We start from the raw sequence: 15312 nt of genomic DNA on the forward strand, positions 1-15312 counted from the left end.
AGAGTGTTATCTCTTAGCTTTTTGTTTTAAAAATCTTTCTAAACGATCACAGCCTTCTTTCAGTGTTTCCATGCTATAAGCGTATGAAAGACGGAGATACCCTTCGCCATACTCTGAAAATGCCGTTCCTGGAACAACTGCGAGCCCAGCTTCTTTGACAAGATCAATAGCAAAATCAAATGATGAAGATGTGAGATTTCCAACATATGGGAATAAATAAAAGGCACCCGTTGGTTTTTCAACAGTTAAACCCATTTGAATCAGTCTGTTGTATACGTAATCACGGCGTTTTTTATATTGATGACGCATCATTCGCGGTGCATCTTTTGCTGCTGTTAACGCTTCAATTGCAGCATATTGTGAGATTGAAGTTGCACATGTAACGTTGTATTGATGGACTTTTAAAATATGCTGTGTTAAATAGCTTGGAGCAAATAAAAGACCGATGCGCCAACCTGTCATTGAATGTGATTTTGCTAGTCCGTTAATAACAATTGTTTTATCACGCATTTCTGGAAAATGAGCAATGGATATATGATTATCTTCATATACAAGCTCACTATAGATTTCATCTGAAAGAACGAAAATATTTTTATTTTTTAAAACAGATACAATATCTGTTAGTTCTTCTTTTGACAGTGTAACACCAGTTGGATTAGAAGGATAAGGTAAAACGATACATCTTGTTTGATCTGTAATTGCTTTTTGAATCGCTTCTGCTGTTAAACGAAATCCAGTTTCTCGAACATCTACAAACACAGGTGTTGCGCCGCATAGTCTAATAATAGGTTCATAGCCTGGGTAAATAGGGGCAGGTAAAATAACTTCTGTTCCAGGTTCTAAAATAGTACGGAACGTAACATCAATCGCTTCACTAGCACCGATTGTAACGATGGTTTCGTTTTCAGGTGAATAGTGTAAATCGTAATTGTCATTTAGAAAATGACAAGCTGCTTTGCGTAAATCTAAGAGGCCAGCGTTGTGTGTGTAGCTTGTATGATTTTCTGTAATCGCTCGTTTGGCAGCTTCTTTTACTAAAGAAGGCGTTGGGAAATCTGGTTGTCCAATTGTTAAAGAAATGAGATTATCATAGTTTTGAATCATATTAGAGAATTGACGAATACCAGAAATTTGGATATCCTTCACTCTAGGGTTAATGAATTGTTCCATTTTGTCTCCCTTTCTTCTGTTTGCAAAATTTCTTTTATTTTATCATAAATTTTATATTTTCGCTTTAGAGTGCATAAAAAAAGCCGCTTAAAGCGACTTTTTAGTACCCATATTCCCAATCTATTTCATCTTCATTCCAAAGAACTGAAGATACTTTTCCAAGGTATACAACAGATTCATTTACAGCGCATGTGCAATTTTCTTCACCAGCTTTATCTTGCAATTCTTCGTATACTGATTTCTCCACATTTTCGAGAACAACCAAATTTTCCTCTTTTAGAACAAGCGTAGTTCCTGCCATATTTATCTTCCTCCTACTAAAATAATGATTACTTATTTATAAACATAGATAGTATGGATTATATGCTACATGTTGTTATAGTTGTCCGTATATTGGACTATTTTTGTTTTATTCTTTAACCCGTATTCATTGTATACTGCATCATGGTAGTTTGGTACAGGGTTTACAATCATTTCGGAAAGTTGTAACATTTCTTAACGTTTATTCACAAATGATTTACAAATGTGTTAAGAAAAATCTAAATTTTAAAACAAAAGTGACTGTAAAATGATATAATCATATCAAAATACATGTAGAGGATGAAAGGGTATGGAGCTAATCCGTGACTTAATGATCCAAGTTGCTATCATTATTCTGCCACTGTTTTTATATGAAGCGATTCGTCTAAATCGCTATCAAGATATGCTTCCAAAGCCCAATCGCTACTTTATTATGTTTTTATCTAGTATTACGCTTGTTCTTTCTGTGACGTATCCGATTTGCTTTGGTGATTTGTGTGGTTATAATTTCTATCCGATTCCAATTATTAGTGCTTTTTTGTATGGTGGGATTGCAGGGGTTATCCCAGCTTTTATCTTTGTTATATACGAATGGTTTTTGAATGGTTTACAATGGTTTCGGATAATAGAAGTTTTATGTATTGCGATTATTCCTTTATTATTATCAAAAAAGTGGTCTGTTTTCCCAAGAGAGAAAAAACTCATTTTAGCTCTTATTATTTCATCTTTGTACGCTCTGATCAGTTTAGCATGTAGTATGTTTGGAATTTTACTGAGAGTAGGCTTTACGCCACCTATGTCGCATTTATATAGTGGATACATATTTGCTTCCCTTATTATGGTTATGACAATGGTATTTCAAGTGTATTTAACAGAGTATTTAAACGAAAATGCATTGTTACGTACAGAAATGCAAAAATCTGAAAAGCTAAACATTGTAAGTGAGCTAGCGGCAAGTGTAGCGCATGAAGTTCGAAATCCACTTACAGTTGTTCGTGGTTTTATTCAGCTATTAGAGAGTACAGAAGATATGAAGAATAAAGAATATATGCGTCTTGTACTAGCTGAGCTTGATCGGGCTGAACAAATTATTTCAGATTACTTAAATTTAGCTAGGCCGCAAATTGAAAAAAAGGAACGTATATGTTTATCAGCGCAACTCATAGAAATGACTACTTTAATGTCTTCATTTGCGGCTATGCAGGGCGTTTATTTACAAGTTGAAATTTCTGAGAACCTCTATACAATTGGCGATAAGACAAAGTTAAAACAAGCAATTATGAATATCGTTAAAAATGGAATCGAAGCAATTCAAGAAAACAAAGGGTATTTAAAAGTAACCGCCATTCAAAAAGATAGTGTCATTATGGTACGAGTAAAAGATAGTGGCGTGGGAATGACGAAGGAACAGTTAGCTAGGCTTGGACAACCATATTATTCATTAAAAGAAAAAGGAACAGGCCTAGGGCTTATGGTTACTTTTAGTATTTTACAAGCACATAATGGTACGCTGGAATATAAAAGTGAGAGTGGAAAAGGAACAGAAGCAATTATTACATTACCAGCAGCTAGAAATAAGGAATGAAAGTTACCGATAGAAGGTAACTTTTTTATTTATCATAAGCTCAAGTGAAAAAACGAAATAACCCCATTCTTTTTAGTTGAGAGAATCCAGCCATGCATAGAGGTGGTCACTTTTTCTTCTTTGCATGAGTGACTTATATGTCGAAAAGCTAAAATGGATTTATATACGTAAAAGTGAAAGGAGTGTAAAGTTTCTACCTTGATGATGGAAAGCTAACGACGAATGTTGTACTTTATTCATTTGTTTTTTCTGGCTTGACTCGAATAAATAAATTTTTAAATGATTGAAATAAACCTTGCTCCTTTGAGGCGGCGATGAGTCGTTTTGTTTCTTGAATTTCACGAATGACTTGCATAAGCTGTGCATCTCGATTGTTATCTTTATTGTAAACATGATTGACAAGTTTGTTCATTTTTTCTTCTTGTTTTGATTCCCGCTTATACATATGATTCATTAATAAGTCCATTTTTTCTTTTTGCAAGGCATCTGTTTGAGCTGCATGATCAATAAGCTCTTGCAGCATTTCTCCCTGCTGGTCTTCTTTTACATAAACTTGTTGCATTAATTCATCTAGTTTTTCATCTTTTAAGCGGTTTTGTGTGATTAAGGTGGAGTTTTGATGAATAATTGCTTCATTTAATTGAGCAAGCATATCGAGTTTTAACATAAATTCTTCAAAATTTCGGCCCTCTTCTTTCGCGTGTACCTCTTGATTTTGTTTTACTATTGGTACAGGTGGACTGTCTTTTTCTTTTAAAATAATTGGAATGGTTTCTGTAATATCTTCTTGTAAAGTGGCTGCTCGTTCATGAATTAATTTTAAAAGCTTCAAATCATCCATTTTATATATACGAGCATCAGCGGTTTTGGTAATCATATAACCGTGTTGTTCTAAAAGTTGACTATATTTTCGAACTATGTGTTTCGGGATTCCTGTTTTATTTGTAACATCCTTCGTTTTATATGTTGCTTCCATGACATTTCCTCCCCAAAAAGTATCGTATGTACAAATTCCATTTTTTATTTGGACTTCCTTTGAAAAAGAATGTCGGAAGCCTAGAAGTTTTCTACATGATTAGCGAAAAGTTGCATAAAAATGAATGTTTTTGGCGTAAAGGAGAGGAAGGGATAAAATAATGTCTGAAAACATATAGAGAGGATGTTTGATATAATAACCTAGGAAAAGAAATTGGATCGAAAAACGGAGGTACATCTATGAAACAAATAAAAGGTATTATCATTTCAATTATTGCGATTCTTTCTATTTTGGTTGCTGTATATGAAGTATTTTCACCTACAGAATCAAAGAGCAAGAAAGAAGTTACATATGATCAAGTTTTAGAATTTCCAAAAGAACGCTATCCCGAGACAGGGAAACATATTGCAGATGCGATCAAAGCAGGACATTCTAAAGTGTGTACGATTGATCGAAATGGTGCAGCTGATAGAAGAAAGTTGTCTCTAGCTCCATATCCAGCAAAAAAAGGATATGATCGTGATGAATGGCCAATGGCAATGTGTAAAGAAGGAGGAAAAGGTGCACATATTGAATATATTAGTCCAGCTGATAATAGAGGGGCTGGTTCTTGGGTTGGAAATAAGTTAGACAAATATCCGGATGGTACTCGTGTGAAATTTGTAGTGAAGTAGTAGGCGAATGTAAGGAGATTTTACTTAAAGTCAATAGTAGAAGGAAGATGACGCTTGTGGAATTAACAATTTCCTATTCACAATTAATCGTGATGAATTATGATGGGGAACAGCCTTATGTAGAGTGGACGAATGAAGCTTTTGAGAGAGGATACGTCGAAGCAGAAGGTGTAGTTATTTTTGAGGCAATTTCTGATTATACGTGTGAAATAGAAGTATCTGTAGGAAAGCACATTGAAAAAGAAGGGGTAATAAAAACGATATCAGCACTGTTTACGATAGGGAATGAGGGTGTTTTTATACGCAGCATTCTTTCAAACACTTTACATATTCCTATTTCGCAAGGTGAATATGTGTTAGTGATGCAAGCCATGCCGCTTGAGAAACCAACGGATGATGAATTGTACAAGATACAATATGAATTGTTTTTCGAAGAGAAAGAGTGAAAAAGCCACGACATCGTGGCTTTTTCTTTATGCGTTTGTTGTTAAAAGGGAACGAGCTTCTTTCGCAGCTTGAACCATATGCTCTAAGGCAGGTATAACTTCTTCTGTTCTTCTTGTTTTTAAACCACAATCTGGGTTAATCCAGAAGTATTTTGGATCACATACTTTTAAGGATTGTTCTACAATGGTATACATTTCATCTTTACTTGGAACACGAGGGCTATGAATATCATAAACACCTAAACCGATTCCTTTTTCATATGTTGTATGTTCTAATGTATGAATGAACTCACCATGGCTTCTTGATGTTTCGATAGAAATAACATCAGCATCTAAAGCACGAATCGCGTCAACGATATCTTCAAAGTTACTGTAGCACATATGTGTATGAATTTGTGTTTCGTTCGCTACAGAAGAAGTCGCTAAAAGGAATGATTGAACAGCCCATGTAATGTATGCATCCCAATTTTTTTCCTTTAATGGCATCCCTTCGCGAAGTGCTGGCTCATCGACTTGGATAATGTGAATACCAGAAGATTCAAGTAATTCAATTTCATGGCGAAGTGCCAATGCAATTTGATAAGAAACTTCCTTTCGTGAAATATCATTTCGAACGAATGACCAGTTTAGAATTGTTACTGGGCCTGTTAACATACCTTTTACAACTTTATTTGTAAGGCTCTGTGCGTATGCAGTTTCTTTAATTGTCATCCCATCAATAAAGGCAACGTCACCATAGATTACAGGTGGTTTTACGCAACGGGAACCGTATGATTGTACCCAGCCGTTTTTAGTGAAAGAGAAACCAGCAAGTCGTTCGCCGAAGTATTCCACCATATCTGTTCGTTCAAATTCACCGTGAACGAGCACATCAAGTCCAATTTCTTCTTGATAACGAATCCATTTTGCAGTTTCTTTTTCAATAAATTGTTCATATTGTTCATTTGTAATATCACCGCTTCGCCATTGTTTACGCGTTTGACGAACCTCAGTAGTTTGCGGGAAGCTACCGATTGTTGTTGTTGGAAGTATCGGTAATTGTAAAGCTTCTTGTTGCAAAGCATAACGTTGTTCAAATGGAAGAGGACGAGAGAAGTCTTCTTCTTTAAGCGTTGCACGTGCTGTTTTTACATCTTCACGATTACGTGCAGCTGAAGAACGTATAGCTTCATGGGCGCTACGGTAAGTAGCTAATTCAGTACTAACACTTTCCACACCTTCAGAAACTGCACGTTTAATAAGCGTAAGTTCTTCTAGCTTTTGATTTGCAAATGCAAGAGCACCAAATAATTCTGCTGATAAGTGTGTTTCTTCCGTTTTATCAATTGGAGTATGCAATAAGCTACACGAAGGTTGAATAATCCATTCTTTTGGTGTAACACGGTCCTGTAATGTTTTAAATAAAGAAAGAATGTCATCAAGATCAGCTCTCCAAATGTTACGGCCATCTATACAACCGAATGCTAAGATTTTGTCGGTTGGGAAGCCGTGCTCTAGAATAGCTCTTACATTGCCTTCTTTACCATGAACAAAGTCCAATCCAATGCCGGATACAGGGAATGTAATAATTTCTTTATAGTTTTCTTCTACGCTATCAAAATAAGTTTGTAGAATAAGAGATACATGTGGTGCTTCTTTGCGAATTGTTTCATAAAGTTCTTTTGCTTCTACAATTTCTGCTTTAGTTAAAGATGCAAAAATCGGTTCATCAATTTGTACGAAGCGTGCGCCAGCTTCATGTAATTCAGTTAATAGTTGTACATAAGGTGCAACTAGTTGATTTAGAATAGTAGCAAATTGATCTTCTTTATATCCTTTTGCTAATTTTAAAAATGTATAAGGTCCTAATATAACTGGTTTGCCGTCAATACCTAATTCTTGTTTTGCTTCCTCGTATAAGCGAAGCGGTCGATTGTCTTTTAAAGAAATATCTAATCCTTCTTCATATTCAGGAACAATATAATGATAGTTTGTATTAAACCATTTTGTCATTTCAGAAGCAACGTGATCTTTAGAGCCGCGTGACATTGCAAAATATACATCAAGATACGAAGAAAACTCAGAAAAACGTGATGGAATAAAGCCAAGCATGTAGGCTGTGTCCAGCACATGATCATAATATGTAAAGTCGCCGATTGGAATTAAATCGATTCCTTTTTCTTGTTGAACTTTGACATGTTGAAGACGAAGTTCTTTCATGGTTGTTGAAAATTGCTGCTCATCGATCTTATTTGACCAAAAAGCTTCCAACGTTTTTTTCCATTCTCGGTGTAATCCAATGCGTGGATACCCTAAATTACTTGTTTGAATTGCCATTTAAATTTCCTCCCTAATTGAAAGTAAGCACTTCCGTTTACTCGGAAATGCATGTGACGAAAAGTATAAAGGTACAGAAAATAACCCTTTCTTCTCGTTTCTAACACCTAATCATCATCCGTGAGTCTATCAGTGTTGTTAAAATAGGCAGGTCTCCTGGCTTATGCTTTATACGATTTCTTTCACCTTCCCGTTTTCACAGTGGTATAGGAAAGAATTCTCTGCACTTACAGTGGCGGGACCGCGTTGGAATTTCACCAAGCTTCCCTTTTAAACACGAAATAAGAAATTCCATGTACCTATTTTCCTTTTGAAAGGAATTTAACAAGCAAATATGATATTGAAATAAATTCTAACATAATTTTTCGAATTTTGTCTACTGTTTTGAAATAAGAATATTTTAAAGTTTTAAATTATTGTTATCCTAAATATTATGAATAATAAGGTGTATAATGGGAGTGCTTTTTACAAAAATATGTTTAATACAAGAAGTTGTAAGAAGAGGAATGGGTTGGAAGATATATACCCGTGGATAAAATAAAAAACTGCTTATAAGAATCTAATTAATAGAGAGTCTTATAGCAGTAGAGGAGACGGTAAGCAATAGTAGGCCTACTATATATCTGTTCCAATTTCGGAAAGGCAACCAGCACTTGCATCTTTATGGAGTTCATTTAACCAACGTAATTCAACAGTAATATGTTCGATAACACTTTTTAAAATATAAAGTTGTGCACGTGGAACATTTTCTTTGCTATGTTCGTATATGGATTGCATCGTATGTAAATATTGAATCGTGTCATCCATCTTTTTTTCTAAAATAGGAATGATTTTTTTTTCATCACCAAAATGAGCGAATGATAGTGCTGAATAGATTGGCTTATATATATGATTTTTTGCTTCAAATTGTTTTAAAAGCAGTGTATGGAAAAGCTTTTTTCCCGTTTCAGTTATATGGAAAATGGTCTTATCTGGTCGGTTTGTATCTCGTACTATGTTTGTAACCGCAATGGCTCCTTGCTTTTCTAATTGTTCAAAAGCGTAGTAGAGGGAGCCTTTTGCATATTTAATATAACAATCCATTTGCCGTTCTTTCATTGTATGCTGTACTTCATATGGATGTTTGTCTCCTTCGAGTAGTAAGCCGAGAATGACTAGTTTCATACTCACGCTGTCTCAACTCCTGTAATTTAAACTTTATACATATTATAAACGGTATAACCCTTTCCATAAAGGGTTATACCGCTCCGTTTTATCATGTATTAACTTACTTGTTTCTGCTTTTTCTTTGTTCCAGTTGCAAGACGTTCTTTCCCCATCAGTGTAATGCAGATAATACTTAGAGTAGCTGGGATAAGTGCCCAGAAAAATGTATCAGCAATAGATATTGCGAGCGCCTGTTTAATTCCATCCAATATTTGAGGCGGGATTTTTTCGGTAGCATGTGGTGCTAATAAAAAGCTTGTATCTCCGCTTTTTGGTGCCATTTTTGCCAACTCTGGAGGGAAAATAGTTTCTAATTTATTTGTGAAAATATGATTTTGAATAGTCCCAAAAATTGTTACACCAAGAGTCATGCCGAGAGAACGGAAGAATGAGTTTGTTGATGTGGCAGAACCTCGGTCTCTCATTTCTAAGTTGTGAATAGAAGACATACTTAAAACAGAGAAAGAGAAGCCTACTCCAAGTCCAGCAAGAATCATAAAGACTGTTACGAGTACACGCGGTGTGTCCATTGTTAAAGTGCTGAGTAAATAGATACCAAGTATAAAGAAAATACCAGACATGATCATAATGTTACGGTAACTCGTACGCGAAGCAAATTGTCCGCCTGCTTGACTTCCAATTACAGAACCGACCATCATCGGGGTTAAAATTAATCCAGCATTTGATGCGGAACCCCCAAGAACACCTTGGACAAAGATTGGAATATAAACAGTGCAAATAATAAAAGCCGCTCCATAGAAAAAGGCAACACCTTGACTTGCTGCAAATAAAGGTTTTTTAAATAAATGGAAAGAAATAATTGGCTCTGTTGCACGTCTTTCTACGAAGAAGAAAATAATAAGCATAATAGCAAACGTAGCAAATAACCCAAGAATCATATTGGAATTCCATGCATATTCCTTACCGCCAAGTTCTAGTGCAAACATTAAGCAAATAATACTTATTACAAGTGTAATAGCGCCAGCCCAATCGATTTTTTGTTTTCTATATTGTAGAGATTCTTTGTAGTACTTGGAGATAAAGAAGAAGGAAATAATGCCTAATGGAATATTGATATAAAAGACCCAGTGCCAACTTATATACTCCGTAATATAAGCGCCTAATAAAGGTCCAAATACACTTGATGTTCCAAAAACTGCTCCAAATAGTCCTGTCATTTTCCCTCGTTTTTCTGGCGGGAATATATCATACATGATTGTGAAGGCGATTGGCATGAGGGCACCGCCACCAATTCCTTGAATTGCTCTGTAAATGCTTAACTGTTCAATGCTTGATGCTGTACCGCAAAGAATTGACCCAAGCAAGAAGAGAAGTAAACCGCCGATATAAAAACGTTTACGTCCGTACATATCAGATAATTTCCCGAAAATCGGCATTCCTGCCATCGTTGCTACCATGTAGGCTGATGTGACCCAAACAAATTTATCAAATCCTCCTAGGTCTCCAACAATTGTTGCCATGGCAGTGGCGACAATTGTATTATCCATTGCTGCCATTAAAATACCAAGTAATAATCCAGCTACAACAAACTTTGTTTTGCTTGCTTTGTTTTGAGATGTTTGTTCCTGCAAATATATTCCTCCTTTTATATAAGATTAACTGTTCTTTAAGAAAATCTAATTAGTAGTTTGTGCTTTAACTTGTCTTTATTATGTACCACTATAATTTTATGGTTGCTGTTATAAGGGAAGATAGTGTTTTCGTGCCATAAAGAATAGAAAGCATACATCATATTATAGTCAAATTTGACTAAAAGGCAAATTTTTTATTTTATAGCTTTTACTATTTAAGAAATAAAAGGAAATGAGTGACTGATGGAGTTTATCTCGCATTAACGGATCGTAAAAGTCAATTGGTGAGGGATCATAATCAGTGTGGGGATGAACTCCACACTGATTAAAGTTTCACTTTATAGCTATTTAAAATGGTTTTTTCATCACGTTGCCGAATATGATAAAGGAGAAAGGTAAAAATGTTGAAAACGTATATTTTTATTGGGCGAAAATAAGAGAATGTTTTAAGGTGAACGAATTGGAGAAGGCTGGTTTATTATTTAGGAGAGCACAATAAATTTGTGCGGAGAATACCATCTGGAATGAGGTGAATTGTTATTGTGAAAATGTGGGAAATAAATCTAGATAAAGAAGTGTTCCCGTTGTCTTTACAACCTGTTATGTGGAGGGAAGGTGGTTCTAAAGAATTTACGAAAAAACAGCCTAATCCAAATGTAGCAGTGACATTACAAATTCGCGGTATGAAAGAAAAGAGTTTTTCACAAGAAATTGCTTATGATGTACATGAAATTCTTTTTGTCCAATTAGAAGTTGAAAACAGAGGAAGCGAAGGGATTTCTCGTGTAATCGTTAGTCATATGATTCGGGATTATTTTGCATATATCCCCAATACATTACAAACGAATAAAGGGGCAGGAGAGTTTTTATTTCGACTTGTAAGATGGCGTATTGATGAATTATCATCAGGTGAAAAAGCGCAATTAATCTGTCAGGTAAACGCATCACGTATACAAATCCCATCACGTATTTCATTGCGTGCTACATATACATTTCAGCAGATGGGCCGATTATATGGACCGCTTCAAACAACAGAAGCAATTTTGATACAATAATAAAAAGGAACCCCGGGCGTGGGTTCCTTTTTTAATGCAAATTATGCTTTTTTAGTAATTCTTTTTGGTCCAGGCCTTTCTTTCCTACATAGTTATTTTTATATCCGAAGTATAAAATAAATAAGAAAGAAGCAACATTTATGATTGCATCGATTTGGTCATTTGTAATAAAAGAAAGACCAAATGATTCAAATAATAGTTTTAATGATAAGAGAAATCCTGCAAAAAAGCGAATGATGTCTGAAATGTTTTCTCTTTGTAACATTTTCTTCTCCTTTCGATAATGGTTATATACTATATATATGAAATAGAAAAGAAAATGAATACAAGTTTGAGAGAGAAAATGTACGAAGGGTAAGTGCATTTTTTTGTAAAAAAATATTAATGATATAGAAGTATATATCATTTTAAAAGAAGAAAGTGCATAAAAAATAAAGGTAGAGTTGCTAGTTTCTTGATTAGTAATGTAGAGACTGCTGCAAAATGGTTAGCAATGCAATGTGTACGGATGCTTGAACTGTTTATATTATACAAAAGGCCATCAACTATTATCTTAGACGATGGATTCTCTGGGAGGACGGAGTGCAGTTGTATAAAACAGAGATTAAAAAAGATAGAGTAATAAAAGTTTTTTCGTAACAATTTTTTCTCTTTTGTTACAAAAAAGCATTATTTTGTAACAAAAGTCTTTAAAAATAGATTTAAACATCATATAATTGTGATGGATGTGTCAATACATTTTGCACAATGTTTTTTCATTTAAAAAAGTGTAGGGGGAAAACTCTACACTTTTCCTTTTAAGGAAATAAAAAGAATATATGTAAGTTGTTGCAAGTGAACTTTTAAAATGTGTAAAATGGATTAGAAAAAGATTGATAGAAAGTGAGAAAGGGAATGGTAGAATGATAGACGTGAGGAGCCGACGATCGCCTTTAATCAGGCGGCTAATTATAATTGCTAATGCAATTTGTGCTGTCGCGGCGGAGGGGGCATATTTTAATCCTTTACATCACTTGCAAGAGCTGGAGCCGATCAGAAAAACCTAATTCAGCTTGCTCATGATTAGGGAGAAGTTGAGTTAGATAAAAAGCAACGGTGAAATTTAATTAGGAGGAAAAGAAGTTGAAATATAATAAAATAGCAATTGTAGCAGTTTTATCTATGACATTATTAGCAGGTTGTTTCGGTCCAAAACCAGAAGAGGAATTATATGTAGCATTTGAAAATGCTGCGAAGCAAGAAAAACCGATGTTTGAAGACGCGAAAAAATTAGAGGAACTGGAAAAAGAAGGCCAAACATTATACGGTCAAATTGTACAGGAAGGAAAAGATAATAATCAAGCTGTGAAAGAAAAATTAGATCAAGCAATGAAAAATACAGCAGAACGTGGAAAAGTAATTGATAAAGAAAAAGAAGCATTGAATAAAGCGCAAGAAGAAGTAAAATCGGTTGATACATATGTGAAGAAAATTGAGAATAGTAAGCTAAAAGAACAAGCGGATAAAGTAACGAAAACATACGAAAAACGACATGAGTCTTTTAAGAAAATGTATGATAATTATAGTAAATCATTAAAATTAGAAAAAGAATTATTTACAATGCTGCAAGATAAGGGAGCAAAATTAAAAGATATTAGTGATAAAGTAAAAACAGTGAACCAATCGTATAAAGATATTGATGCTGAAAAAGATAAGTTCAATGAATACACAAAATCATATAATACAGAAAAAGTAGCATTTTATAAACAAGCGAACATTAAAATAAAAGAAGACAAAAAATAAAGCAGGTTGGCCTTTATAGGCAAACTTGCTTTATTTTTTTGTGTACGTACGACGATACCAAGGAATTGGTTCGCTTAATTTTTTTTCTTGTTTTAGTGCTTCTGGCCCAATGTAATCTTGTAGCGTTTTTTTTGCTACTGCTAAAGAAAGAGTTGTTTTGGGGTTTCTATAGGAAGATTCAAGGCTACCGAGATGTGGAAGAGTATTGAAATCATCTTTTGTAGGAGGGATATGGAAAAAATAGTCGCCTAACCGAACGAGAACATCAGATTGTTGTTGACTAAAACGTGGATTCCTAGAGAAATGTAATCCTTCTTTTATTGCTTTCTTTTCACGAATTAAACGTTCTAAAGCGATCTTTTTCAACCAATATAAATATTTAGGATTTGTAGCAGCTTTGGCATGCCGGTTTACAATGAAGATAGATTGAGCCAATTGATCAATAGAATATCGTTTGTGTGAATGAGACTGTGGCTGTGAAGGTTTCATGATGGGACCCCTTTCTAATTTTTCACTATTATAGCATAAATAAAAGTAGTTTTTATTATATACAAAAAATGATTGTATATATTTTCAATATTAAAGCAATATTGTTACAAAAAACAACTATTTTGTATAATAGTGATAGGAATGAATTCTAGAATTTCAATGATGAAAGAGTGAGAAGTGTGAAAGATATATTGAAACAGCAATATGCCATTATTGATATTGGTTCAAATACGATGCGACTGGTGATTTATGAAAAACAAAATGGAGGTTTTTATAAGGAAATTGAAAATACAAAAGTTGTTGCACGATTAAGAAATTATCTAATAGATGGTGTGCTCATAGAAGAGGGAATGCATATACTGCTCCAAACACTACTTCAATTTCAAGAAAGTACAAGGTTTCACGGATTACATAATATACTTTGCGTTGCGACGGCAACAATTAGACAAGCAAAGAACCAAGAAGAAATTAAAAAACTTGTAGAAGGAAAAACTGATTTTGTACTTAGGGTTTTATCTGAATATGAAGAGGCACGCTATGGTTACTTAGCTGTGATGAATTCGACTTCTTTTACTGAAGGGATTACTGTCGACATTGGTGGGGGGAGTACAGAGGTTACATATTTTCGAGACCGAGAAATGATAGAATATTATAGCTTTCCTTTTGGTGCGCTTTCTTTAAAAAAACAATTTATTCATAATGAAATACCAACGATAGAAGAATTAGAGGAACTAAGAAGGTATTTATGGTACCAATTTCAAACGTTACCTTGGTTAAAGGGCAAAAGGCTACCTCTTATTGCGATAGGTGGAAGTGCTCGAAATATGGTGAAAATTCATCAAAATTTTCTTTCTTATCCGATAGCCGGTTTGCATTTATATAAGATGAAGGAAGTGGATATAAAGGGTGTAAAAGAGGAATTAGAAAGTCTTTCTTTTACAGACTTGCAGAAGCTAGATGGGTTAGCGAAAGATCGAGCTGATACAATTATTCCAGCGGTAGAAGTATTTTATATGCTAACAAATATTATACAAGCTCCGTCATTTGTATTAAGTAGAAAAGGATTACGAGAAGGTGTTTTCTATGAGGAACTTACAAAAAATTTAGGTGTTTCTTATTACCCAAATGTGATAGAAGAGAGTTTACACTTATTGTCCTATGAATATGAAATGGATATGAACTTTGTGGTTCAACTCATTAAGCAAGGAACGTTAATTTGTACACAACTTGAAGAGTCTGAAATTATCTCTTTTTCAGAAAAAGATTGGGAGGTCTTTTATCAAGCTGCCAAGGTATTTAATATTGGGAAATATATAGATGCGGAAGCAAGCCGTTTACATACATTCTATCTATTGGCGAATAAGACAATTGACGGCATGATGCATAAAGAGCGTATTAGACTTGCACTTATTGCATCTTATAAGTCGAAAATGTTATTTAAGCAGCATTTGGAGCCATTTGAAGGATGGTTTGATAAAAGTGAACAAAAAAAGATTCGTTTGTTAGGAGCAATCTTACAATTTTCTGCTTCCTTAAATGTGAGGCAAAGGGAACTAATTGAAACGATTCAAGTGAAGAAAAATAAAGAGGAACTTGTATTTCATATTGTGTGTGAACAATCGGCTTTAGCAGAAAAGGTACAGGCAGAAAAGCAGAAAAAACAACTTGAAAAAGCATTAAAGATGAATATTCACCTAGTGTTTGAAGAGAAAGGTTAAGTT

General features: G+C 34.4%; 14 protein-coding genes and 1 riboswitch. Of the genes, 6 read left to right on the plus strand and 8 right to left on the minus strand.

Features of this window, described 5'->3' with window-relative positions; all coding sequences use genetic code 11:
• Positions 1-6: 6 nt before the first annotated feature.
• Together M014_RS0101665 and M014_RS0101670 are read right to left on the minus strand one after the other, a co-directional pair.
• Positions 7-1170: an aminotransferase A gene (locus tag M014_RS0101665; RefSeq protein ID WP_026590152.1), complete on the minus strand. Its 1164-nt coding sequence runs from the start codon at positions 1168-1170 to the stop codon at positions 7-9.
• Between the two features lie 100 nt (positions 1171-1270).
• Positions 1271-1471 (minus strand): hypothetical protein, encoded by a 201-nt coding sequence (locus M014_RS0101670; RefSeq protein WP_026590153.1) that lies wholly within the window; start codon positions 1469-1471, stop codon positions 1271-1273.
• Positions 1472-1780: 309 nt separating this feature from the next.
• Between M014_RS0101670 and M014_RS0101675 the strand changes: the two genes are divergently transcribed.
• Positions 1781-3055, plus strand: coding sequence for a sensor histidine kinase (locus M014_RS0101675; protein WP_026590154.1), 1275 nt, complete (start codon positions 1781-1783; stop codon positions 3053-3055).
• Between the two features lie 232 nt (positions 3056-3287).
• On the opposite strand, the gene M014_RS0101680 is transcribed toward M014_RS0101675, so the two are convergent.
• Complete coding sequence (locus M014_RS0101680) at positions 3288-4031, minus strand: DUF3967 domain-containing protein (protein ID WP_026590155.1); 744 nt, start codon at positions 4029-4031, stop codon at positions 3288-3290.
• Between the two features lie 239 nt (positions 4032-4270).
• Between M014_RS0101680 and nucA the strand changes: the two genes are divergently transcribed.
• The gene (gene nucA / locus M014_RS0101685; protein WP_026590156.1) at positions 4271-4705 is read left to right on the plus strand and encodes a DNA-entry nuclease; all 435 of its coding nucleotides are present in this window, start codon (positions 4271-4273) and stop codon (positions 4703-4705) included.
• A gap of 56 nt (positions 4706-4761) precedes the next feature.
• Positions 4762-5151, plus strand: coding sequence for a competence protein ComJ (comJ, locus tag M014_RS0101690; RefSeq protein WP_026590157.1), 390 nt, complete (start codon positions 4762-4764; stop codon positions 5149-5151).
• Positions 5152-5178: 27 nt separating this feature from the next.
• Here comJ and metE read toward each other — a convergent pair whose 3' ends face one another.
• From metE to M014_RS0101705, 3 genes are all read right to left on the minus strand, one after another.
• Positions 5179-7467 (minus strand): 5-methyltetrahydropteroyltriglutamate--homocysteine S-methyltransferase, encoded by a 2289-nt coding sequence (metE, locus tag M014_RS0101695; RefSeq protein WP_026590158.1) that lies wholly within the window; start codon positions 7465-7467, stop codon positions 5179-5181.
• Positions 7468-7596: 129 nt separating this feature from the next.
• Positions 7597-7785, minus strand: a riboswitch (cobalamin riboswitch).
• Between the two features lie 297 nt (positions 7786-8082).
• On the minus strand, positions 8083-8637 hold the full coding sequence (locus M014_RS0101700; RefSeq protein WP_026590159.1) for a PadR family transcriptional regulator: 555 nt from the start codon (positions 8635-8637) through the stop codon (positions 8083-8085).
• Positions 8638-8729: 92 nt separating this feature from the next.
• Positions 8730-10265, minus strand: a complete 1536-nt coding sequence (locus tag M014_RS0101705; RefSeq protein ID WP_026590160.1) for an MDR family MFS transporter — start codon at positions 10263-10265, stop codon at positions 8730-8732.
• A gap of 542 nt (positions 10266-10807) precedes the next feature.
• Between M014_RS0101705 and M014_RS0101710 the strand changes: the two genes are divergently transcribed.
• On the plus strand, positions 10808-11320 hold the full coding sequence (locus M014_RS0101710) for a hypothetical protein (protein ID WP_026590161.1): 513 nt from the start codon (positions 10808-10810) through the stop codon (positions 11318-11320).
• 31 nt (positions 11321-11351) lie between these two features.
• Here M014_RS0101710 and M014_RS0101715 read toward each other — a convergent pair whose 3' ends face one another.
• On the minus strand, positions 11352-11585 hold the full coding sequence (locus M014_RS0101715) for a phage holin (protein WP_026590162.1): 234 nt from the start codon (positions 11583-11585) through the stop codon (positions 11352-11354).
• 896 nt (positions 11586-12481) lie between these two features.
• Between M014_RS0101715 and M014_RS0101720 the strand changes: the two genes are divergently transcribed.
• Positions 12482-13102 carry a YkyA family protein gene (locus M014_RS0101720; protein ID WP_051588530.1) on the plus strand — a complete coding sequence of 207 codons (621 nt, stop codon included), beginning with the start codon at positions 12482-12484 and terminating at the stop codon, positions 13100-13102.
• A 30-nt stretch (positions 13103-13132) separates the two neighbouring features.
• On the opposite strand, the gene M014_RS0101725 is transcribed toward M014_RS0101720, so the two are convergent.
• Positions 13133-13591 carry a YkyB family protein gene (locus M014_RS0101725; RefSeq protein ID WP_026590164.1) on the minus strand — a complete coding sequence of 153 codons (459 nt, stop codon included), beginning with the start codon at positions 13589-13591 and terminating at the stop codon, positions 13133-13135.
• A gap of 179 nt (positions 13592-13770) precedes the next feature.
• On the opposite strand from M014_RS0101725, the gene M014_RS0101730 reads away from it, so the two are divergent.
• Complete coding sequence (locus M014_RS0101730) at positions 13771-15309, plus strand: Ppx/GppA family phosphatase (protein WP_026590165.1); 1539 nt, start codon at positions 13771-13773, stop codon at positions 15307-15309.
• The last annotated feature ends 3 nt before the right edge of the window (positions 15310-15312 follow it).

It is taken from the genome of Bacillus sp. UNC437CL72CviS29, from assembly GCF_000482345.1.
GTDB classification, from domain to species: domain Bacteria; phylum Bacillota; class Bacilli; order Bacillales; family Bacillaceae_G; genus Bacillus_A; species Bacillus_A arachidis.